Genomic DNA, 20,726 nt, shown 5'->3' with positions numbered 1-20,726 from the left:
GGCTTCGCCACAGAATCCGGGCAGTGTATTGGAAACAATGGAAAAAGGTGCGAACGAGGTACAAGATGCTGAGGGCGCTACACTTGCCAGAATGGAAGGTACATGAACTGGCTAACTGTAGAAAAGGCACATGGAGAGCGGCGATGATGCTAAACACAGCGCTTACCAAAACGATAATAGTGGTCAGACTCGGATATCCATCCTTATCAGCCCACTATCTAAAAGTTCGTGTAAACTATTGAACCGCCGTATACCGAACGGTACGTACGGTGGTGTGGAAGGGGAGTGTCAAATCTCCCCTATCCGATCCTCTGTCCGTGTATAATAGAGAGCAGAATGAGTTGATTATTTTGGGAGGAAGTGTCTATGTCTCTGAGATTCATCATCGGTGGTTCCGGATCCGGCAAAACGACAGAACTTTACCGCGATCTGATCCGTGAATCCATGGAAAATCCGGAACGCCGGTATTACGCGATCGTGCCGGAACAGTTCACCATGCAGACCCAGAAGGAGATCGTGGATCTTCATCCGAATCACGCGGTGATGAACATCGACATTCTGAGTTTTGAGCGGCTGGCATACCGTGTGTTTGAGGAACTTGCTGTCCGGCAGCTCGCCGTGCTGGATGATATGGGAAAGGCCATGGTCATCCGTAAGACGGCGGCCGGGGTGAGAGATGAACTTCGGGTATTCGGCCGGCATCTGGATAAGCCAGGCTTTATCGATGAGATCAAGAGCCAGCTCTCCGAGTTCTTCCAGTACGGGATCCGGGAAGAACAGCTTGTGGAGATGCGCGATACGGTGTCCAGCGATCTTCTCCGGGCAAAACTCTCCGATATGCTGACCGTGACGAAGGCATATCATGAATACACGAAAGATAAAATGGCGTCCAGAGAAGAGATTCCGGAGATTTTCTGCTCCTGTCTTCCTCAGTCGGAGCTTCTGCAGGATGCGGTTGTCACACTGGACGGATTCACCGGATTCACACCGGTCCAGTATCATATTCTCGAAATCCTCCTGAAAATGTGTGCGAAGGTGACGGTGACGGTAACCATGGATGCGGGGGCGAATCCCTACCGGGAGGGCGCACCGGAGGAACTGTTCCATCTGAGCCGCCGTACGGTGTGCCGGCTGATCGATATCGCCGCGGCGGAGGGAGTCCGGCGCGAGGAGGATCTTCTGCTGGGAGCAGGCGGTTATCCGCGGTTTCAGGACAGTCCGGAACTTCAGGCAATCGAGAGATCCGTTTTCCGGAGGTGTGATCCGGCTGTGGCTGAGACATCGCGTGCCGTCGGCAAATCATCGCAGAACGGATTGTTTCTTGTGCGTGCCGCAAACCCGATTCAGGAGGTCAGCCTGATCACGGCGGAAATCAGCCGGCTTGTGCGGACGAAATCCTATCGTTACCGTGACATCGCCGTGATCACCGGGGCACTGGACTCGTACCGAGGCATTCTGGAACATGCTTTTGCGGAGGAGAAGATTCCGTGCTTTATCGACAGCAAAAAGAGTATTATGGAGAACCCGGCGACCGAGCTGATCCGTGCGGCGCTGGAGGTCATTTCGTCTGATTTTTCTTATGAGTCGGTGTTCCGGTATCTGAAGACCGGTCTGGTTCTGCCGTTTCCGGATGGAAGAGGAGACGCCGGCGAAGGTTCCGGCCAGTCCCTGTCCTCGGATGGATATTCGGACGAGGAGTGGATCCGCTTTCTGGAAAATTATGTCGCAGCGCTTGGCATCCGGGGCTTTCGCCGCTGGAATTCCGAGTGGAAGAAAACGTATCCCGGCGCGGATCTGATCAATCTAAATTATCTGAATTATGTGAGGAAGGCGGTGCTGACGCCGTTCCTTTCGCTGAAAGAGGCATGGGGAAAACGCGGTGTGACCGTGACGGAGCGCACGGCGGCGCTGACCCGGTTTCTGGAAGAACTAAAACTGGAGGAAAAACTCCGGAAAAAGGCAGAGACGTTCGGCACACAGGGAAACGTGGAATTCGAGCGGGAATACAGTCAGGTTTACGGGCTGATCATCGATCTGTTTGACCGCACGGCGGCGCTTCTCGGAGACGAGAAGGTGAGCCGGGATGAATACAGAGACATTCTGGATGCCGGATTTGCGGAGATCAAAGTGGGTCTCATTCCGGCGGCGGTCGACCGCGTTGTGGTGGGCGACATCACCCGAACCCGTCTTGCGCATATAAAGGTTCTGTTCTTTGCGGGAGTCAACGACGGTATCGTGCCGGCAGTGTCCCCGGGAACCGGAATTCTCTCGGAGTCGGAGCGCCGGCTTCTCCGCCGACAGAATATTGAAATTGCGCCGACCGCAAGGGAGGACGGATTCCTCCAGCGGTTCTACCTTTATCTGGCTTTGACGAAAGCATCGGAGAAACTGTATGTGACATTCAGCACATCCGACACAGAGGGAAAAGTAATCCGGCCGTCAACGCTGATAGCGCAGCTTCGGAAAATGTTCCCGGAAAAGAAAATCGCCGATGCGGATCCGAAAAACCTCGCCGTCTGGTCGCGGGCCGAAGGCATGCGCCGGCTTGCGGGCGGACTCAGGGACGGAAGAGATGCTACGGGCGATGTGCTGGAACTCTACCGGAAATACCGGGGCGGAGAGCAGACGGGTACCGGCGCGGAGGTGAGCCGGCTTGTCGACGCGGCATTTCTGACTTACACGGATAAGGGGATCGGAAAGGCGGCGGCGCGCCTTCTGTACAGCCCGATTCTGCGCGGTTCCATCAGCAGACTGGAAAAGTATGATCAGTGTGCCTATGCGCATTTTCTGCAGTATGGGCTGAACCTTTCCGAGCGAAGAGTGTATCAGCTGAAGCAGACAGACATCGGTTCCCTGTTTCACGCTTCCATCGAACTCTATTTCCGGGCGCTGATGGAAGAAAAGCGGGCAGCCGCGGAGGTTACCGAATCCGAGCGGATCGAGCGGGTCCGCGATGCCGTCTCGAAGGCGGCGGGGGACTATGGAAACAGCATCATGGACTCGAGTGCGCGGAACCGGTATCTGATCCGGCGCATGACGCGGATTGCGGACCGGACGGCGTGGGCGCTCACCGAACAGATCCGAAGAGGGGATTTTGTGCCGGAGGCGCTGGAGATGGCATTCACTCCGCGGGAAGGTCTCGAGACGATGCGGATTGCCCTCGGAGGAGACGAGTTCCTTGACCTTCACGGGAGAATTGACCGTGTGGATCTGTGCGAAGACGAAAATGATCTGTATCTGAAGATTATTGATTACAAGACCGGTCAGGTGAAATTTGATCTGAGAAGCATTTATTACGGCCTCTCGCTGCAACTTCCGGTTTATATGGAGGCGGCGCTGGAGAAATACCGCAGCCGTTATCCGGGAAAATCGGTACATCCGGCCGGTATGTTTTATTACCGGATTCAGGATCCTCTGATTGACCGGAACAAAGCCGTGGAGGAGGAAACGCGGAAACGGGCGCTTCTGGAGAAACTGAAAATGAACGGTGCGGTCAATGCCGACGGCAATTCCGTGCGTCATCTGGATCACGGAATCGCGGCGGAGGGAACGGAAAACTACAATTCTCCGGTGATCTCGGCGGCGAGATCGAAGGACGGCGCCGCAAAAGGGGCGCTTGTGTTCGACGAGGATCATTTCCGTGCGCTGGGAAAGTACTGCGGATTCATCATGCAGGATGCGGGCCGGAAGATTCTGGAGGGATCGATCGAAATCAATCCGTATAAGGACGGGATGAAGAATGCCTGCGAATGGTGTCCGTACCATGCGGTCTGCGGCTTTGATGCGCAGATGGACGGGTTTTCCTTCCGGAAGCTTCCGCCGCTGAAGGCAGAGGATATCTGGCCGAGAATCGGAAAGAAGGCTGGGATTGCATTTGCCGGAGAAGACCGGAAGGATGAAGTACAGGCGGAAGGTTCCGCAGACCGGCAGGAAAAGAACGCGATGCGGAAGAAGAAAGACGGGCATGAGGTACCGGAAGCGGAAAATGACGGGAAAGATCATGTTTGGAAAAAGGCGGCAGGGAATGAGACGCCTGCGAATGGGATTGAGCCGAAATCCGCAGAGAGGGAGACAGAATAATGGGCGTGAATTGGACAGCCGACCAGAAGGCCGTGATCGACGCGAGAGGGTCAAATCTTCTTGTGTCCGCCGCGGCAGGAAGCGGAAAAACCGCTGTTCTGGTCGAGAGAATCATTCAGAGAATCACGGAAGGAGACCATCCGCTGGACATTGACCGTATGCTGGTGATGACATTTACCCACAGCGCGGCCGCGGAGATCCGTGAGCGAATAGCGGAGGCGATCGAAAAGAAAATCGAGGAGAACCCCGGAGACCGTCACCTGGAACAGCAGGCGGTTCTGGTTCAGTACGCCCAGATCACAACCATCGACAGTTTCTGTCTGTATCTGATTCATCAGTATTCGGACCGGCTGGATATCGATCCGGCATTCCGGATCGCGGATGAGGGGGAGACAGAGCTGATCCGGGCGGATGCGCTGGAAGAGGTGATTGAGGAGTGCTATGCGGAATGGGGCGAGCGCTTCATGGAATTTGCCGAGGCATTCACCACCGGGAATACGGATAAAGGGATCGAGGATACGATTCTGAATGTGTGGAAGTTTTCACAGAGCAATCCCTGGCCGGAGGACTGGCTGGAACGCTGCCGCGGGGAACTTGAGGCAGCAGGACCGGAAGAACTGGAACAGACGGACTGGATGAAGTTTCTGATGACCGATGTGAGAATCATGGTCCGGGAATGGATCAGCGTGTTGGAATATGCCCTCGAAGTGTGCGGGGAGCCGGACGGGCCGGAACCTTACGGAAAAACGATTAACGATGATCTTGAACATCTGAACGGGATTCTGAATGCGGAAGACTATGCGGCCATGTCGCGGGCGGTCGCTTTTCAGTATGCCAGACTGGCTCCGATCGGTAAAAAAATCAGAGATCAGATTGACCCCGAAAAGCAGGAGCAGGTAAAGAAGATCCGGGATGACTGCAAAAAAAAGACAAAGGCCCTGATCGAACAGTATTTTTCGTCCTCACCGGAGGAAATGTTCCACGATCTGGAAGCGGGCAAGGACAATATTCTGACGCTGCTGGATGCGGTCCGGGCGTTTTCCGAGCGGTATGCCGAGAAGAAGCGGGAGAAAAATGTTGTCGATTTCGGTGATCTGGAGCATTTTGCGCTGGAAATCCTCGGAAGCGGGGAAAATCGCACTCCCGGACCGGAAGCGGATGAGATGGCGCAGGAGTTTGATGAGATTCTCGTCGATGAGTATCAGGATTCCAATCTGGTTCAGGAGCAGCTGGTTCAGTTTCTCTCCAAAGAGCGCTTCGGTGAGCCGAATGTGGTTATGGTCGGCGACGTCAAGCAGAGCATTTACAAGTTCCGCCTGGCAAGACCGGAGCTCTTTATGGAAAAATACGATACATACGGCGAGAGCGGCGTGAACCGGAAGATTGAGCTGCACCAGAATTTCCGGAGCCGGAATGAGGTGCTGGATGCGACCAACGATATCTTTTGCAGGATTATGACGAAAGAGGTCGGCACCATCGAGTACAACGAGGCCGCGGCGCTTCATCCGGGGGCGGTTTTCGAGGAGAAGCCGGAACCGGATTCCCATTCTCTTTCTGCGGAGCTTCTGATCATGGAGACAGATCTGGAGAACCTGCCGGAGATGGCGGAAGCGGCGGCAGAAGCCGCAGCGGAAACGGATGAGGAAGAGGATGTGGATTACACATCCCGGGAACTGGAAGCCGGGATGATTGCCGGGAAAATCCGTGAACTCACCGATCCGGACAGCGGTCTTCGGATCTGGGATAAGAATGAAAAATGCTACCGCAGAGCTTCATACGGTGACATCGTGATTCTTTTGCGCGCGACAAGTTCCTGGGCGGAGGATTTTTCCGAGGTTCTGACGCAGCACGGGATTCCGGTTTCGGCGGAGCAAAAGACGGGGTACTTCGATACGACGGAGATCAGCACAGTGGTCAATCTTCTCCGGGTGATTGATAACCCGGTGCAGGATATTCCGCTGGCCAGCGTTCTTCGAGCACCGTTTTCCGGGATTACCGACACCGAGCTTGCTCTCATTGCGGCAGAAAACGGAAAGCGGACGGAAGGCGGAAACCGGGGAGAGGGACTGTACGGAGCCGTTCGATACTTTGCTGAAGTGTACGGACCGGGAGAGAGGGCAGACGGAATAATGCCGCAGGATGATTCCATAAAAATGACGTCCTTCGGGACGGAATACCGGACGGAATCCGGCATCATTCTTCCCAAAAAGACACTGCCGGAACAGATTTCCGGCATAAGTCCGAAGGACACCGCAGCAAAATTAAAGAAAATTCTGCAGCTTATTCAGGGCTTTCGGGAGATTGCTCCGCAGGTTTCGCTGGATGTTCTGCTTCATAAGATTTATGACGAGACCGGATTTTACCTCTATGCTGCGGCAATGCCGGGCGGAGAGGTGCGCCGCGCCAATCTGGATCTGCTGATTGAGAAGGCGAAGGCATATGAGTCCTCCAGCTACCGCGGTGTGTTTCATTTCATCCGCTACATCGAGAAACTCAAGGAGAGAGAGGTTGATTTCGGAGATGCGGGCGGTGCCGATGTCACGAACTGCGTCCGGATTATGACCATCCATAAGAGCAAGGGACTGGAGTTCCCGATCGTGTTTGTCTCAGGCCTCAGCAAGCATTTCAATCAGATGGATCTGAGAAAAAATATCCTCATCGACGCGGAGATGGGAATCGGAACCGATTACACGGACACGAAAAAAAGGATCAAGGGAAGCACACTCAAAAAGAATGTGATGAAGCGCTGGCAGCTGCAGGAGTCCCAGGGAGAGGAACTCCGTGTCCTGTACGTTGCGCTGACCCGCGCAAAGGAGAAACTCATTCTGACCGGCTCCATGAAAAACGCGCGGGAAAAAGCAGAGGAACTGATGAATACGAGATTCCGGGACGGAAAGGTTCCGGCTTCGAAACTGCTGGAAAAGAAAACGTATCTGGAGTGGATTCTGATGTCCTGTTCGGAGGGACATCCTCATCTGGAGATTTCATTTGATACGCCGCGCGGTCAGCTCATGCGGGAGATGGACGAACAGCGGGACCGGGGAGAAGACCGGAGATATCTGGAACAGCTTCCGGCTGACGGTATCTGGGATCCGGCATACCGGCGCCTTCTGGATCTTGCAGGACAGGCGGATTATCCGCACAGGGCGGACACCGTTCTGAATGCGAAGTACTCGGTATCCGAGCTGCGGCAGAAAGAAACGGAAGACGAGATCGTTCCGACCGTGCCTCAGTTTATGATGAGTGTGGAAGAAACCGGAGGGCCGGTGCGCGGTACCGCATATCACCGGGTGCTCAGCCTGATCCGTTTCGAAAATATTGAGACGGAAGAGGATGTGAAAACGGAAATCCGGAGAATTCTTGATGACGGACGGATCGCGGCAGAAGAGGCGGAGCTGGTGTCTGCAGGAGATATCCGGAAATTCATTTCCTCTCCGCTGGGACAGCGCGCGAAAAAAGCGGCGGAGAGCGGAAAACTCTTCCGGGAGCGTCAGTTTGTCATGGGCGTTCCGGCCCGGGAGATCGGTACCGGTGAATCGGACGAGAGGGTTCTGATTCAGGGTATCATCGATGCGTATTTTGAAGAAGAGGGCGAATGGGTTCTTCTGGATTACAAGACGGACCGGTCGTCGGACGCGGAAGCGCTGAAGGAACATTACCGCGCGCAGCTGGAACTGTATGAGCGGGCGCTGACCATGTCATCCGGGAAAAAAGTGAAGGAGAAATACCTCTATTCGTTCCGGTTCGGCATGCTCGCGATTTCATAAAATTGTAAATGAAATCCGAACGGATCATAAGGATTTCACGATATAATCGGCGCAGGGAGATGTCCGGGCGGCCGCTCCGGAATGGGATGCGGCCGCCGGGGGTGCGAAGGAATGGGATGCGGCGCCCGGACTGCGAAGGCTGAAAACGGATCGGATGAGGAGACGTATTATGAGAAAAAAACATGAAAAAACATTGAGGGCGGCGGTCTTCGCGGCTCTGGCACTCTCGCTTGCGGCAGCGGCGGGATGTGCGAAAAAAACACCGGACGCGCCGACTGCCGATGCGTCCGAGCAGACCATGTTTGAGGGGCAGGCCACCGTGCCGGCAGGATTTCGGATGGCGAATGACCTTTCGGCTGATGACTGCGCAAAGAATCTCGGATATCTTCCGCTGGTCAGTGAGTCAACCGGCGTGATTGCGGTCTGCAATCCGGACGGCACAGAGGTGCGGGAGGCGGAAGGACTGACCAATGCCGGAATGGCGACATTTTTCCGAGAGCATTTTTACTATGTAACGATGGATGCTGCGGGGCGGTCCGTGTGCTGCGCATATGATCCGAGTACGCTTGAAAAAACGGAGGTGTTCCACGCGGACCGTTTTCCGATTGTCCGCGCGGAGAAGGACGGATATGTCTACTATGCGCTGTGCGGTGAAGCGGCGGACGAAAAGGCCGTGAGATTTTACCGGGCGGCGGCAAACGGAACGGACAATGCCGACGGATTTCCGGTGGAGATCGGTTTTGCGGCGCAGGGTGCCGGCATGGCCGAAATGAAGCAGGATCTGACAGAATTCGTGATCGATGGCAATCTCTGCCGCTACTATACGGCCAAAGACGGCGGAATTTACGCCGCGGCGGCGAAGCTGACGGCGGAGGGGGCGAGAGCACCGGAACTCTCAGAGACCCCGGTGGAAACGTCCGTCATGAATGCGGTGGGAAAGATGAGCGCCGAGATCGGGGAAGCGCGCGCGGCGGATCCGATCGCCTATCAGGAGCAACTGAATCAGGCGATAAAGGAACAGGCGGCCGAAGGAGAGACCGATTCCGGTTCTTCATCGTCGGCAAACCCGGATGCGGCTCTGCTTCAATATTATATTGAAACGATTGAATTCAGCGGAGACGGTGACGCGGCAAAGAGCATGACGGAAACCATGCGGAATGTTCAGCGGGAGATTATCGCGGAGGCGAAGGAACAGGGAGAAGAGATGGCAAAGATGCCGGTTTCCTTCAGCCATCCGGCGGTGATTACCTGGCGGTTCAGCGGAACCCGGGGCGTCTCTCTGAACAGGGAAAAAATCCTCTGCGTGGAAGGTGACCGGTATGAGTGGAATGCGGAAATGGTTTCACGGAGAAAGCGGTATTTCACCTTTGACAGAGAAAACGGAAAACTCCTTTCACTGGCCGACATCACCGGAACCCCGGTGGAACAGATTCAGCAGATGGTCGGCGAGGCGTTCCGGAAGAAAGCGGAACAGTCCAATTTTGCCTATGAGTCACCGGAGGCTCTGGAGCATAGCGTGGCCGATTCGATCGGGCTGGATTCCCCCTTCTTTCTGACGGATCAGGGAATCGGGTTCTTCTTTGAACCGGGGAGAATTGCGGCGGAGTCGGAGGGATTTCCGGAGGTTGTGATTCCATATGATAACTTTGAGATGAAGTATGAGATAAAATAAGGGTTTTATTATTTTTACCATTTGTTTCATAAATAACATAGAATTCAGTATTATTGTTTTTCGGGTTTCGTCGATGATGTCAGTAGAAAAGCCATTATGCCTGTTATTTTTGTGTCATTTACCCAAGGAATAGGAGAATAGTTTATGGAAAGACAATCGACAAAACTGGGAATTCACTCATTGAAAGTGACAATCATTCTGATTCTTCTGGCGACAGCGCTCATTACCGGAATCGGAACGGCTTCATTTTCACTTTTCAGGACAATTCAGAACAACAAAGATCAATCTGCAGCTTATCGCAGCCGTCTGGAAAAGGATGTAGAGGAGAAGCTGAAACAGGAGACAGAGATTGCGCTCAGTGTGATCAACAGCGTCTATGAACAGCAGAAAGCCGGGCTTCTGAGCGAGTATGAGGCGAAGGAGCAGGCGGCGAATCTGGTGCGTCAGATGCGTTACAATAACGGCAGCGGCTATTTCTGGATCGATACATATGACGGCACAAATGTGGTTCTTCTGGGACGTGATACCGAGGGTAAATCCCGCTGGGATTCAACGGATCCGAACGGCGTCAAATTCATTCAGCTGATGATCCAGAACGGAAAGCAGGCAGAGGGCGGATTTACCGATCTTTCCTTTGCAAAGCCGAATGAGACCACTCCGCTTCCGAAGCGGAATTATACCAAGGCTTTCGAGCCGTATCAGTGGGTTGTCGGAACCGGCGTATGGATCGATGACATCGATGCGGATCAGGCGGCATACGATGAGAAGGCAAATGCGGCAATTAAGAGTATCATTGGAATTATGATTGTCTTCCTTATCATTCTGTTTGTTGTGCTGACGGTTATCTCCATGGCGATCGGCAACATGATCGTAAATCCGATTCAGAGAGTGACCGCGGCGGCAGAGCGGATCGCAGACGGCGATTTCAATGTCAGTCTGAAGGATAATTCCAAAAATGAGGTTGGCGTTCTTACGAAGGCATTCTCCAGAACATTGGAGCAGCTTCAGAATTATCAGGGTTATATTGATGAGATTTCCGAGGTGCTTTCCAAGATCGCGCACGGCAATCTGGATGTGGAACTGGAGAAGGAATATACCGGTCAGTTTGCAAAACTGAAGGATAATACCGATGAGCTTCTGGATAATCTGAACAATGTCATCGGAGCCATCCGTGAGTCGGCTCACATGGTAGACAGCGGCGCTTCCCAGGTATCGGACGGCGCACAGAATCTGGCTCAGGGTGCAACCGAGCAGGCAAGCTCTATTGAAGAACTTTCCGCAGAGGTAACGGATGTCAATGATGCAACCAGCCGGACGGCGGACAGCGCAAGAGAGGCTCGCAGCAGAGCGAAGACAGCAGAAAAGCAGATTCTTGTCAGCAATGAGCAGATGCAGGATCTCCGTGATGCAATGACGGAGATTACCGATAAATCCAGAAAGATCAACGGAATCATCAAGACGATCGATGACATCGCATTCCAGACCAACATTCTGGCACTTAACGCGGCGGTTGAGGCGGCACGTGCCGGTGAGGCAGGAAAGGGCTTTGCGGTTGTTGCAGGTGAGGTAAGAAATCTGGCCGGCAAATCTGCCGATGCGGCAGCGGATACGTCCAACCTGATCAATCAGACGATTGAGGCGGTGGAAAGAGGTTCCGAGATGACAGAAAAGACCGCACAGTATCTGATGGAGACCAAGGAAGCGACCGAGAAGGTTGTGGAACTGATCGAGGCAATCAGCGCGGCCAGCGACAAACAGCAGGAGTCCATCAATGGAATCAAGACCGGTATCGATCAGATCTCTTCCGTTGTACAGACGAATGCGGCGACCGCGGAGGAGAGTGCGGCAGCCAGCGAGCAGCTGACCAGACAGGCGCAGGCGCTGGATCAGGAAGTAAGCAAGTTCGCACTGAGATAAAAAACAGTGAGACGGATACCGGAACAGACCTGTTCCGGTATCCGGTGAGATATACGAAACTCTTCCGGATCAACATAAAATCTCAACATTTAAAACCCAAAAGAGACGAAAACCGTGTTCGGATTTCGTCTCTTTTTTGTGCGTGACAGGTGATGTCTCCGAAATCTCCTGTCACGCACAAAAACGCTCTGCGAGGATGCGCACGCGGACTTTGTTCTGCCGGTGAGCACAGGAACGGTTCAAGTCTGCAGAAACCATGTCAGTGCTCCGGCTGCGGCATATGAAAATGCCGCCAGCCGATTGCACGGCTGACGGCACAAATCATAGTATGATCGATAGTCCCTTTGACGGGCGGCAAATCACTTCCATCGTCTGCCCGCTTCGGGAAATTATCACTTTTCTTCGGGGGCTTCCTTGTCTGCTTCGTTATTCTGGCGAAGAGTGGAGATTCTCCGGATCATCTGATCGACAGAAGTGGCATTGGAAGAAATTGCCTCTCGATTGATCGCCTCAGCGTTCGACAACTCCTCACGGATGATGGAGACCTGCCGCGGAGCGTCAATCGCCAGACGCACACCATCCGCTGCTGATTCAACAACGGTGATACGAATATCTTTGCCAATCAGGATACTTTCATTCTTTTTGCGTCTTAAAATGAGCATTTTCTTATACCTCGAAGCCTTTCTGCGTTATTTGTTCTCCAGAAGAGCGGAGAAATCGCCGACACGGTGGCGGAACTCATACGGTGAGTCGCTCAGGATAACCTGCATGCCGGTGCGGGTTGCCGGGTTCAGGATGATCGGACATTTCAGATTGACGGTATTGTCCAGATAATCCTCATGAAGAACACAGATGACATAAAAGCTAAGCTCATTCTCGGAAGAAACCTGAAGATAGTTGAGTTCCTCGTGGCGAAGAACCGGTGCGTAATCCGGCTCAAGGACGAAGGGATTGATCACCACAAAGGCAATTTCCGGCATCTCAATCGACTGCAGAAGAAGGATGGAATTGTCTTCGCCTTCTTCCAGACACAGAGGAATGAAATGTTTGCACTCTGTGAATCCGAACAGGCCGTCCGGAAAACTCAGCACATCACTCTCTTCATATTCAACAGTTCCGTAGTCTCTGGTTTTAAGTGTAAGCATTCTGTGTACCTCGCATCATAAGCATTGAAAAATCAAACGTTACAAAGTTTCATTTATCAGCTTTTACTTTACAAAATCAAACAGAGAGTTCTGCATGATCTTGGAACCGACCTGCATGGCTGCGTTGTATGCATACTGGTCAGAGTACATTTTCGCAATGGCTTCGTACGGATCGATTCCCATACGATCGTCGTACTCGTCCTGATAGGTATCCATCTTCAGCTGCAGACGTTTCTGTGTGTTTTCCAGGAGGGCGTAGCGGACACCGGATTCGCGGTAGGTATTGCTGACACGGTTTTCGGATTCCTGCCATTTTCCGATGACATTGCCGAGAGCGTGATGCATATCGGTGCGCGCATCGTTGGAATCACCGTGTTCTTCCAGTTTGGCGCAATAGTCGGAAGTCGTGTAAACCGCCTTCGCCGTCAGGAAGACCGGAGAATCCATCAGATATTTGTCCAGGTTGTCATATGCGGCGTCCTGGAAGCCGGTGATGTGACCGGTGTCAGCGTCGATGTTTGCCAGCTTGCGCACCTGATTGGAGGTGATGCCGGTCAGCATGTTGAGACCGCCGCTGTTGGTGTCAAGGAGCGTATCGCGCACGCGAATGTCGCCGTAACCGAGATCCACGTGACCCTGTTCTGACATGGCACGGAGAATTGTGGTCATGGCGTCGCGGCCGGTGGCCTCTGAACCGTCCGCGTAGGTTACCTTGTATTCCAGACTGTAGATGTATCCGCCGTCGGTCTTCTCATATGCCGCATTATAGGCAGCTTCGTCCAGTACCATGCCGCCGTTTCCGTCCGAAATCATGTAGTCGTCTTTGTTGATATGATCCCCGCGAACCAACGTCATCTCCATCTTGGAAGCTGCGGTGTCGCCCGGGAAAATGTGGTTGAACGTAAATGTGTTTCCGGAAGCATCCAGCTGGAACGGATAGGTGGTCAGATCATTGCCGCCGAATACATAATAGTTCTCGTAGGTCGCGTTCATGTCGTTGACAATGGTCTGGGATCTCGTCTTGAACTCGTTGATGACCGTGTTGACGGCAGAGGGGTCCGTGTTGCCGGAATCGTTATTGATGAAGGAGAGCTTGGTGTTGATGTTGCGCATCTCCTCCTGAATCGCGCGGGCGCCGGATTCCTGCTGGTAAAGGCGGTTCTTTACGGATTCGGAGACCGTATCCTTTGCGTCCGCATCCATATACAGATTGTCGAGTTTCATGCCAGCATAGTAGGAGAGCGGATCGTCCTGGGCACTGGCAAATTTCTGACCGCTGGAAACCTGCTCCATGGAGTGATTGTACTCCGCTTTCAGTTTCTGAACGGTCTGAGCGTACTGTTTATAAAAAGTTCCGCTGGTAACTCTGATTCCCATAATTTAACCTCTTTTCGATTTAGCCTTTGATTGCAAGCAGAGTCTGGAGCATTTCATCCAGTGTGGTCATCAGCTTTGCGGCTGCATTGTAGGATGAAACGTAGGTCATCATGTTTGCGGCTTCCTCATCCATGCTGACACCGGAGATCTGATCTCTGGAAGAGGAGATCGCGTCCAGAACAGCCTGGTTTGTGGCGGTCGCGTTTGCATTGGCTCTTGCATCATTTGCCAGGGTGGTGGAAATGTTGTTCATGTAATCCGAATAGCACTTGCCCTGAAGAACGGAGTGCGGATCGGTCATGGACTGAAGAATATCCAGAATCGTGTCAGTGGTATTGTCACCCTGCGTTCCGATGTGGGTATATCCGTTGCTCCAGTTGTCGCTGACGGTAATGTTTTTCGCTGTGATGTTTCTGCCGGTCTGCCGGTCGGAACCGGAATCAGTGCCGCGGTTGACCAGAAGAAGATATTTGTTGACCACCGGATTGCCGCTTCCGTCGACCGCATTGTCATCACTCGCATCGACCGCTGCACTGGAGGAATTGCGGTAATTCGCAAGAGCCTGCGCGTCGCTCGGTCTCGTGTAGGAGTGATCCGCATTCTGCACGGCGTTGGTACCCTGATAGTTTGCAACATTCAGCTTCTCGGCAAAGGTATTTGCCAGAAGATCCAGACGCTTCATATAGTAATCATATCCGAAGTAAGTGCCTTCTTTCAGGCCGGTCGGATCTCTCAGCGGATCTCCGCCGTCTGCAAGCGCGTCAGCAGTCAGATTGCGGGCCTCGGCGAGCATATCCATGCTTGCCTGAAGGGAACCGGAATCGAGGCGCATCCGTACCGCTTCTCCCTTTTCGGAACTTCCGGAATCCGGAACCGCAGCCTTCTCGGCATCGGTCATATTGTTGAAGTGATGGTTCGACGCATTCTGGACGCCGGTGAAGCGAACTGCCGTATTCAGCGGATTGTCCTCGGTATAGGCATCGCTGGCAAGACCGACGCTTCCGTAGTTTTTACCGTCGGTTCCCTTCAGAGAACCGTTGACCAGCGTCATGTAGCGGGTTTCCTGTGTAACCGTTCCGTTCGAATCCGTAACCTGAGCGGTGTAGACCAGCTCGACACGGATGTCCTCCGGATAGTTGGACTTGCCGACGGTGCGTCCTTCCTTATCATAGGCAAGTCCGAGATTGCGTCCGTCCGGATACTGTGCCAGAAGCTCCGGATCGGTCGGAACCTCATCATGCTCATAGAAGGAGGAAACCCGGATCGGAATGATCTTGGAAAGCTCATCGAGCTTCACATTCCGCTGATCCATCATCTCCAGCGCACTGTTGTTCAGAATCTGGTTTTCTTTGATCTTGACGTTCAGATCACCGATTTCCTGAAGAAGACGATTGATATTCTGGATGGCGCCGTTCTCGCTGGTGCCGGTGCCGTCAATGCGGTGAAATTCGTTCGCTTCGGCGAGTTCGATCTCCCGTGCGGCGTTGTTCAGAAGATTGGTTGTGGCTTCTACGCTGGAACGAAGCTGCGCTTCATAGACAGAGTCATTGACCTTGGACGGATCCTGCATGCTGGTGAGAGCCGTCTGAATGCCGTCGAATGCTTTGCGGATACCATCCACGTTGGTCTCATCAAGCAGGGTCGCGATGGATTTCTCCGCTGTCGCAATACTGTTGTTGTACTCCGTGATGGCGTTTTGCGTGCGGTATTGTTTATCAAGGAACTGATCACGCATCTGGGTTACTCCGTCCATGGAGACACCGAAGCCTACGTTGATATCGTTCTCGTTCATGTAAAAGGAAGTCGGGTTTTCGTAGTTCAAGCTCGAAGTCTGCAGTTTCTGACGTGTATAACCGTCCACGTTCATGTTTGCAAGGTTCTGGCTTGTTACATCTAATTTCTTGGAATTCGACTGCATTGCACTCAGTGCAGAGGTGAATCCCGCAAAAGTGGCTCTGATCATGAAAAAACCCCCATTGTTGGAATCTCTTTTTCTACTGTATGTTTATCGACGTTAATTAGGAAAACATTAGAAAATAACGAAAAAACCGCCCGTAGGAAAGGGCGGTTCACGCGCGGAATACCGAATCATCCTGAAAAGACCCGAATCCGCTGAGTTATAACCTTTATCACCGGCAGCGCTGTCCGGCCGTTGCATGTCCCGAAGTGTTTTGACGAAAATATAATATCACAAAATGGACACACTGAATGAAAAAGGTATGTCGGTTTCTATGATTTTTCATGACATATTGTCACTGAAAGGGGCAGGGGGTCCTCTTTGAGTGAGTAAAATGTCATCCTGTAATGACATTATAACAGATGACAATCAAAAAAACAATCATAATTTTAAATTTTTTTGATTTGACACTGCAGGCAATCAAACCGGATGAATTCTTTGGCTCTGATGGAGTTTACAGGCTTTTTTGAGCGCAAAAAACAGACCGATCAACGAAGTGCTCAGTCTGATTGATTTTGGAACTTAAAAATGAGGCGCTTACGCCAGTGTGTTTGTGTGTATCCGATCCTGCTTAACCGGAGCGTCGGCGTTATGAAGCATCTCCTGAATCTCGCTCAGACGAACCTGCATAATACGGTCCGAGGATTCCTGAGATTTCTGCAGACGATCGAGAACATCGCTCAGATCGGAGAGAACCGGTGCAAGAAGCGCTTTCTCATCCGCATTCACAGAGGAAAGAATCTGCGAAGCGGTCTTTCCGGTATATCCGAGAGAAGAGGCCAGACGTGCACGCTTCATCTCCAGTCCGCGGAAGTTCATCAGCTGCGGCTGAGAATCCTTTACGAGACGATCCAGCGTCTCCGGATCCTTTTTGGAAGCAGCAGAAGAAAGTGCCTCTTCCAACTGGATCAGTTCAGAGGCACAACTGCACTGTTCTTTTAAGACATTACAGAATTCCTTCAGTAAACTCATATCACTCATTATTCGCCCTCAATATGTACGGCATGCGGTTTTGACCGGAATGCCGGAATCCTGCACAATCAGCCGAAATATCCGAGAAGTTTCTCGGCAATCCGTCTGCTGTCCGGCTCATACTGGCCGCTCTGATAGAGTTCTTTCAGTTCAGCAACGCGATCGGATGATACCGGACGGCTGATCTGCTCTTTAACCTGACGAACGAGGCCGTTTACGAAATCGCTGTCAGATGCTTTGGCTTTTTTGGAAATGGTAACAGTATCATATGCGCCGGAAACCGGAGTATCCTTCTCGCGAACGGTTTCGGATGCAGCTTTTGATACGGGTTTCAAAGTTACGGAATGACTGGCCGCTCTCGCGACCTGCGCTGTTCTTAAATTGATATCCATAGGATACCTCCCCCTGATAAGTAAAACACTCGAGACTGAAAAATTAGTCTCTGCATACTATCTATCGACTCATTTTACCACGATATAAGAATCATAAAAATAAATATTAAAAAATAACTGGGATTTTTCGAAAAAACATTACAAAGAAAAAATGACATTATATAATAGTATAAAATATCGACGTGGAAAAGCTAATAATTTCTCTAATAAATGTCGATAATAAAACAGATAAGACGAAATGTATCAGTTTACATTTTTTATGGAGTGGATATGCCGAACATCTTACAAGTGACCGAGCCTGGCGTCAGCAAAACGCAGCAGATAAAAAACGATCTTAATATCAAATCGCCTAACGTCATACTTCCGCAGGGGCCCGACGCGGTCACCGGCGTTGCCGGAAAGGAAAACGGAGCTCAAAACGGTGCTTCCGGCGGTGGAGTCGATTTTGCGAGCAATTACCAGAACTTCCTGACGAAACTGGGCGAGAGCGCGGAGATTTCGAAGCAGCTGGCCAATCTTCTGTTCGGAGCGGATACACAGCTTCAGGCATCGGAGATCACTCCGCAGTTTGCGGAGCTGATGGATACGCTCTATTCAGAGCTGACGATGAACAGCGCGGATGAGATTGCGAAATACATCGACGATCAGCAGAAGACGCAGGTGATGTTCAAGGGCGGTTTTTTTGATGCGATCCGGAAGATGATGAAAGACGATATGTCTCCGGTCATGCGAAGCAATATTCTGCGTTTTATTCAGCAGTACAGCAGTATGGCGGAAGGACCGCATCATCTGGAACAGATGAAGAATCTCGGTGAGGATATCCGCAATCTGATGCTTCCCTCTGTCCGCGGCGATCTGGAAGACGTTCTGGAACAGATGGACTGGGACGCACCGGCGGGCGATACGAAGAAGAATACGGAGATTCTGAACAGTCAGGTTATTCCGTTCCTGTCAAAATATATTTCCAGAACCCACAATTACGGACCGATCCGGACGGCAAGCGTTCTTTTTTCGCTCTATGCCGTGAAATACGAGAACGGAGACAGTGATGATCTGGACGCACTGTTCAAGAGACTGATGCGGTACGGTGATTTCGGACTGTTTTTTGAAGATGAGCCGGAGGCAGAATACGCAAAGCTAAAGGAAGAACTGCAGAAGCAGCAAGGACAGCCCATATCAAAACTGATCGCCGATGTCCTCGAGAGGGGTGCCAGAGGCGAGGGCGGAGCTGACAGCGCCGACCGTGCGCAGCAGGTTATGAAGCATCTTCTGATGAATCAGAGCGTCTATATGCCGCTGCTTCATATGCTGGTGCCGTTTCGATATCAGGATAAGAATGTCGTTTCTGAGATGTGGATTGATCCGGACGCGCACCGCGACAGGAATTCGGAAGGATCCGGAAAGAAGATATTTGTCAAATTCACCATCCAGAAAGTTGGAAGTTTTGAACTGGTTGCGTATATGGAAAAGGGCGCTCTCGATATGCAGCTCTTTGTTCCGGGCACACTGGAAGAACAGTACAGCAATGTCAACCGGCAGGTGAGTGAGATTGTCAAGAGAAACGGCCTGCGAATCAACAGTCTGCAGGTGGCGGAAAAAGTCAGAGATCTCAGAGTAGATCAGGTATTCCCGGAGATCCGGGAGAAAGAAAGAGGAATCAATGTCACAGTTTGAGTCGGTTCAGAAGCAGAGAGCCGCAGCGCTGAAATACGATCCGGAAAAAAACGGAGCACCGGTTATTGTCGCTTCCGGCATGGGATATACCGCGGAGCGGATCACCGAGGCCGCCATGCGCGCCGGCGTTCCGGTCTATGAAGACGATTCTCTTGCATCCCTTCTCACCCAGCTGAAGATGGGGGCTGAGATACCGCGAGAACTTTTCCAGGCGATCGTCGAGATCTATGTTTATTTTCTGGGCTTTGGAGCATCCAAAGACGCAAACGGGAATCCGGTCAAGGCAGAAACAGCTGAGAATGCGGAAAACGGCGGTGTTGCCGGTGAGAATGGTTTCGCTTCCGTCGGTACCGCTCTGGCAGAGGGACAGATCCTGGCAGAACAGGCGGCGGCAAAGGGCAATGAGCGGGCGATGCGGACCGGTGACAGGCCGGTCAATCCGGCAAAGAGCGGCCTTTCGTCGGAGGAAGCGGCGGTAGAGATCGCAGCAGCGGCCGCGGCATCCGTGATTCAGAAAGTGCCGGCAGAACGGAATGAGAAAAAAGAGAAGGAACCTTCGGAAGTGGCATGGAAGCCGCAGCGCTATCGCGCGGACGGCACGAAAGTGGAAGACGGAGGAAGATAATCGATGGGACTCATGGAATCCATTACGGAACTGAATAACACCGGAAAAGGAAGAAGTCTGGACACGAGGATTCTGAACGAGAATACCAGGGTGATCCGCAATACCGGCGGGGGGACCCGGAATGAAGCTGCGGTTTCGTCCGGAAGCTCGTCTGCGACCTTTCAGCAGATGGTCAGTGCGGTGAAGAAGACGGATTCCGCAACAAAGGCGGTGAAGACATCTCTTCCGCTGGAAGGACAGAAGAAGACATCGGGGACGTCAGCATCACAGAAACAATATCTTTCGGCCGGAACTTCCGTCCGAAAGAACAATTCTACCGGGCTTACCGGAACGATGACGCAGGATCTCTTCCGTTCGGCGAGCCATATTGACCGGACCACTTCGATGGATGAGATGTTCGAGCGCGCCGCATCCGCGACGGGACTTTCCACCAAGCTTCTGAAAGCGGTGGCGAATCAGGAATCCAGTTTCAATCCGACGGCAGTATCCAAGGCCGGCGCAATGGGCGTCATGCAGCTCATGCCGGCAACCGCGAGAAGCCTTGGCGTCCGGGACCCGTTTGATGCAGAACAGAATATCATGGGAGGAGCAAAGTATCTTGCACAGCAGCTTCAGCGATTCGGCGGAAACATTGAAAAGGCGCTTGCGGCCTATAATGCCGGACCGAATGCGGTGGAAAAATACAATGGAATTCCTCCATATAAAGAGACACAGAACTATGTCCGCACAATCATGTCCAAGCTGAACGGCGGCGAGATCTCTGCCGGATATGTGAAGGGATCGTCCTCATATTCCGCGGCGAGTGCCGATATGCTCGGCATCGGATCAAGCTTCGGTGATGTTCAGTCCATGCTGTTGTCCTCCGGACTCGGCGGAAATGATATCAATGCGTCGCTGATGTCTCTTTTTGCCATGTCAGCGCAGAACGGTACGGGGGACGGATCGACACAGAAACTGGATGCAAAAGCATATTCCAGTATGGTGGAGATTCTTCGAATGCAGATGCTGATGAAGGCAAGCGGAAGTATCGGCGATTTCGGAGACAGCGACAGTGGATTCAGTGCGATCTGAAATCACGGGATGCAGTAGGCGAATCGGGAAAAATCTGATATGATGGTGGGGAGATCCGACGGAATTCTACTGACATT

Annotated in this window: 12 protein-coding genes and 1 pseudogene; 7 read left to right on the top strand and 6 right to left on the bottom strand. The window is 52.4% G+C overall.

Features of this window, described 5'->3' with window-relative positions:
• Positions 1-366: 366 nt before the first annotated feature.
• The 4 genes from BMW41_RS08655 to BMW41_RS08640 all read left to right on the top strand — a co-directional run bounded on the left by BMW41_RS08655 (position 367) and on the right by BMW41_RS08640 (position 11,436).
• Positions 367-4,080 (top strand): PD-(D/E)XK nuclease family protein, encoded by a 3,714-nt coding sequence (locus tag BMW41_RS08655; RefSeq protein ID WP_074649752.1) that lies wholly within the window; start codon positions 367-369, stop codon positions 4,078-4,080.
• A complete protein-coding gene (locus BMW41_RS08650) occupies positions 4,080-7,847 on the top strand; it encodes a UvrD-helicase domain-containing protein (protein WP_074649751.1) in 3,768 nt (1,255 codons plus the stop codon). The genes BMW41_RS08655 and BMW41_RS08650 overlap by 1 nt, the downstream gene beginning before the upstream one ends.
• A 169-nt stretch (positions 7,848-8,016) precedes the next feature.
• Positions 8,017-9,519, top strand: coding sequence for an RsiV family protein (locus tag BMW41_RS08645; RefSeq protein WP_074649750.1), 1,503 nt, complete (start codon positions 8,017-8,019; stop codon positions 9,517-9,519).
• A gap of 144 nt (positions 9,520-9,663) precedes the next feature.
• Complete coding sequence (locus tag BMW41_RS08640; protein ID WP_074649749.1) at positions 9,664-11,436, top strand: methyl-accepting chemotaxis protein; 1,773 nt, start codon at positions 9,664-9,666, stop codon at positions 11,434-11,436.
• A 392-nt stretch (positions 11,437-11,828) separates the two neighbouring features.
• Here the strand turns inward: BMW41_RS08640 and BMW41_RS08635 are convergent, their stop codons facing one another.
• From BMW41_RS08635 to flgM, 6 genes are all read right to left on the bottom strand, one after another.
• The gene (locus BMW41_RS08635; protein ID WP_074649748.1) at positions 11,829-12,098 is read right to left on the bottom strand and encodes a carbon storage regulator; all 270 of its coding nucleotides are present in this window, start codon (positions 12,096-12,098) and stop codon (positions 11,829-11,831) included.
• Between the two features lie 27 nt (positions 12,099-12,125).
• Entirely contained in the window at positions 12,126-12,581 is a 456-nt protein-coding gene (fliW, locus tag BMW41_RS08630; RefSeq protein WP_074649747.1) for a flagellar assembly protein FliW, read from the bottom strand.
• Between the two features lie 63 nt (positions 12,582-12,644).
• Complete coding sequence (locus tag BMW41_RS08625) at positions 12,645-13,958, bottom strand: flagellin N-terminal helical domain-containing protein (RefSeq protein ID WP_083378860.1); 1,314 nt, start codon at positions 13,956-13,958, stop codon at positions 12,645-12,647.
• A 19-nt stretch (positions 13,959-13,977) separates the two neighbouring features.
• Positions 13,978-15,921, bottom strand: coding sequence for a flagellar hook-associated protein FlgK (locus BMW41_RS08620; RefSeq protein ID WP_074649746.1), 1,944 nt, complete (start codon positions 15,919-15,921; stop codon positions 13,978-13,980).
• Positions 15,922-16,452: 531 nt separating this feature from the next.
• Positions 16,453-16,896, bottom strand: a complete 444-nt coding sequence (gene flgN / locus BMW41_RS08615) for a flagellar export chaperone FlgN (protein ID WP_074649745.1) — start codon at positions 16,894-16,896, stop codon at positions 16,453-16,455.
• A 59-nt stretch (positions 16,897-16,955) separates the two neighbouring features.
• Complete coding sequence (gene flgM, locus BMW41_RS08610) at positions 16,956-17,279, bottom strand: flagellar biosynthesis anti-sigma factor FlgM (protein WP_074649744.1); 324 nt, start codon at positions 17,277-17,279, stop codon at positions 16,956-16,958.
• 270 nt (positions 17,280-17,549) lie between these two features.
• Between flgM and BMW41_RS08605 the strand changes: the two genes are divergently transcribed.
• The 3 genes and pseudogenes from BMW41_RS08605 to BMW41_RS08595 all read left to right on the top strand — a co-directional run bounded on the left by BMW41_RS08605 (position 17,550) and on the right by BMW41_RS08595 (position 20,649).
• The gene (locus tag BMW41_RS08605; RefSeq protein WP_074649743.1) at positions 17,550-18,953 is read left to right on the top strand and encodes a hypothetical protein; all 1,404 of its coding nucleotides are present in this window, start codon (positions 17,550-17,552) and stop codon (positions 18,951-18,953) included.
• Positions 18,940-19,224 (top strand): annotated as a pseudogene (locus BMW41_RS15325) (EscU/YscU/HrcU family type III secretion system export apparatus switch protein); the annotation flags it as partial. The gene BMW41_RS08605 and the pseudogene BMW41_RS15325, both read left to right, overlap by 14 nt.
• Positions 19,225-19,581: 357 nt before the next feature.
• Entirely contained in the window at positions 19,582-20,649 is a 1,068-nt protein-coding gene (locus tag BMW41_RS08595; protein WP_083378858.1) for a lytic transglycosylase domain-containing protein, read from the top strand.
• The last annotated feature ends 77 nt before the right edge of the window (positions 20,650-20,726 follow it).

The sequence above is a fragment of the [Clostridium] aminophilum genome, assembly GCF_900101295.1.
In the GTDB taxonomy this organism is placed as follows: Bacteria; Bacillota; Clostridia; order Lachnospirales; family Lachnospiraceae; genus Clostridium_R; species Clostridium_R aminophilum_A.
Note: the sequence above shows the minus strand (reverse complement) of the source record. Positions and strands in the feature narration are given on the sequence as shown.

What these genes read in the sequence shown, in the direction of transcription:
- flgM (WP_074649744.1), bottom strand. Translation starts at nt 17,279, where the DNA reads ATGGATATCAATTTAAGAACAGCGCAGGTCGCGAGAGCGGCCAGTCAT.
- flgN (WP_074649745.1), bottom strand. Translation starts at nt 16,896, where the DNA reads ATGAGTGATATGAGTTTACTGAAGGAATTCTGTAATGTCTTAAAAGAA.
- BMW41_RS08650 (WP_074649751.1), top strand. Translation starts at nt 4,080, where the DNA reads ATGGGCGTGAATTGGACAGCCGACCAGAAGGCCGTGATCGACGCGAGA.
- BMW41_RS08620 (WP_074649746.1), bottom strand. Translation starts at nt 15,921, where the DNA reads ATGATCAGAGCCACTTTTGCGGGATTCACCTCTGCACTGAGTGCAATG.
- BMW41_RS08605 (WP_074649743.1), top strand. Translation starts at nt 17,550, where the DNA reads ATGCCGAACATCTTACAAGTGACCGAGCCTGGCGTCAGCAAAACGCAG.
- BMW41_RS08645 (WP_074649750.1), top strand. Translation starts at nt 8,017, where the DNA reads ATGAGAAAAAAACATGAAAAAACATTGAGGGCGGCGGTCTTCGCGGCT.
- fliW (WP_074649747.1), bottom strand. Translation starts at nt 12,581, where the DNA reads ATGCTTACACTTAAAACCAGAGACTACGGAACTGTTGAATATGAAGAG.
- BMW41_RS08635 (WP_074649748.1), bottom strand. Translation starts at nt 12,098, where the DNA reads ATGCTCATTTTAAGACGCAAAAAGAATGAAAGTATCCTGATTGGCAAA.
- BMW41_RS08595 (WP_083378858.1), top strand. Translation starts at nt 19,582, where the DNA reads ATGGGACTCATGGAATCCATTACGGAACTGAATAACACCGGAAAAGGA.
- BMW41_RS08640 (WP_074649749.1), top strand. Translation starts at nt 9,664, where the DNA reads ATGGAAAGACAATCGACAAAACTGGGAATTCACTCATTGAAAGTGACA.
- BMW41_RS08625 (WP_083378860.1), bottom strand. Translation starts at nt 13,958, where the DNA reads ATGGGAATCAGAGTTACCAGCGGAACTTTTTATAAACAGTACGCTCAG.
- BMW41_RS08655 (WP_074649752.1), top strand. Translation starts at nt 367, where the DNA reads ATGTCTCTGAGATTCATCATCGGTGGTTCCGGATCCGGCAAAACGACA.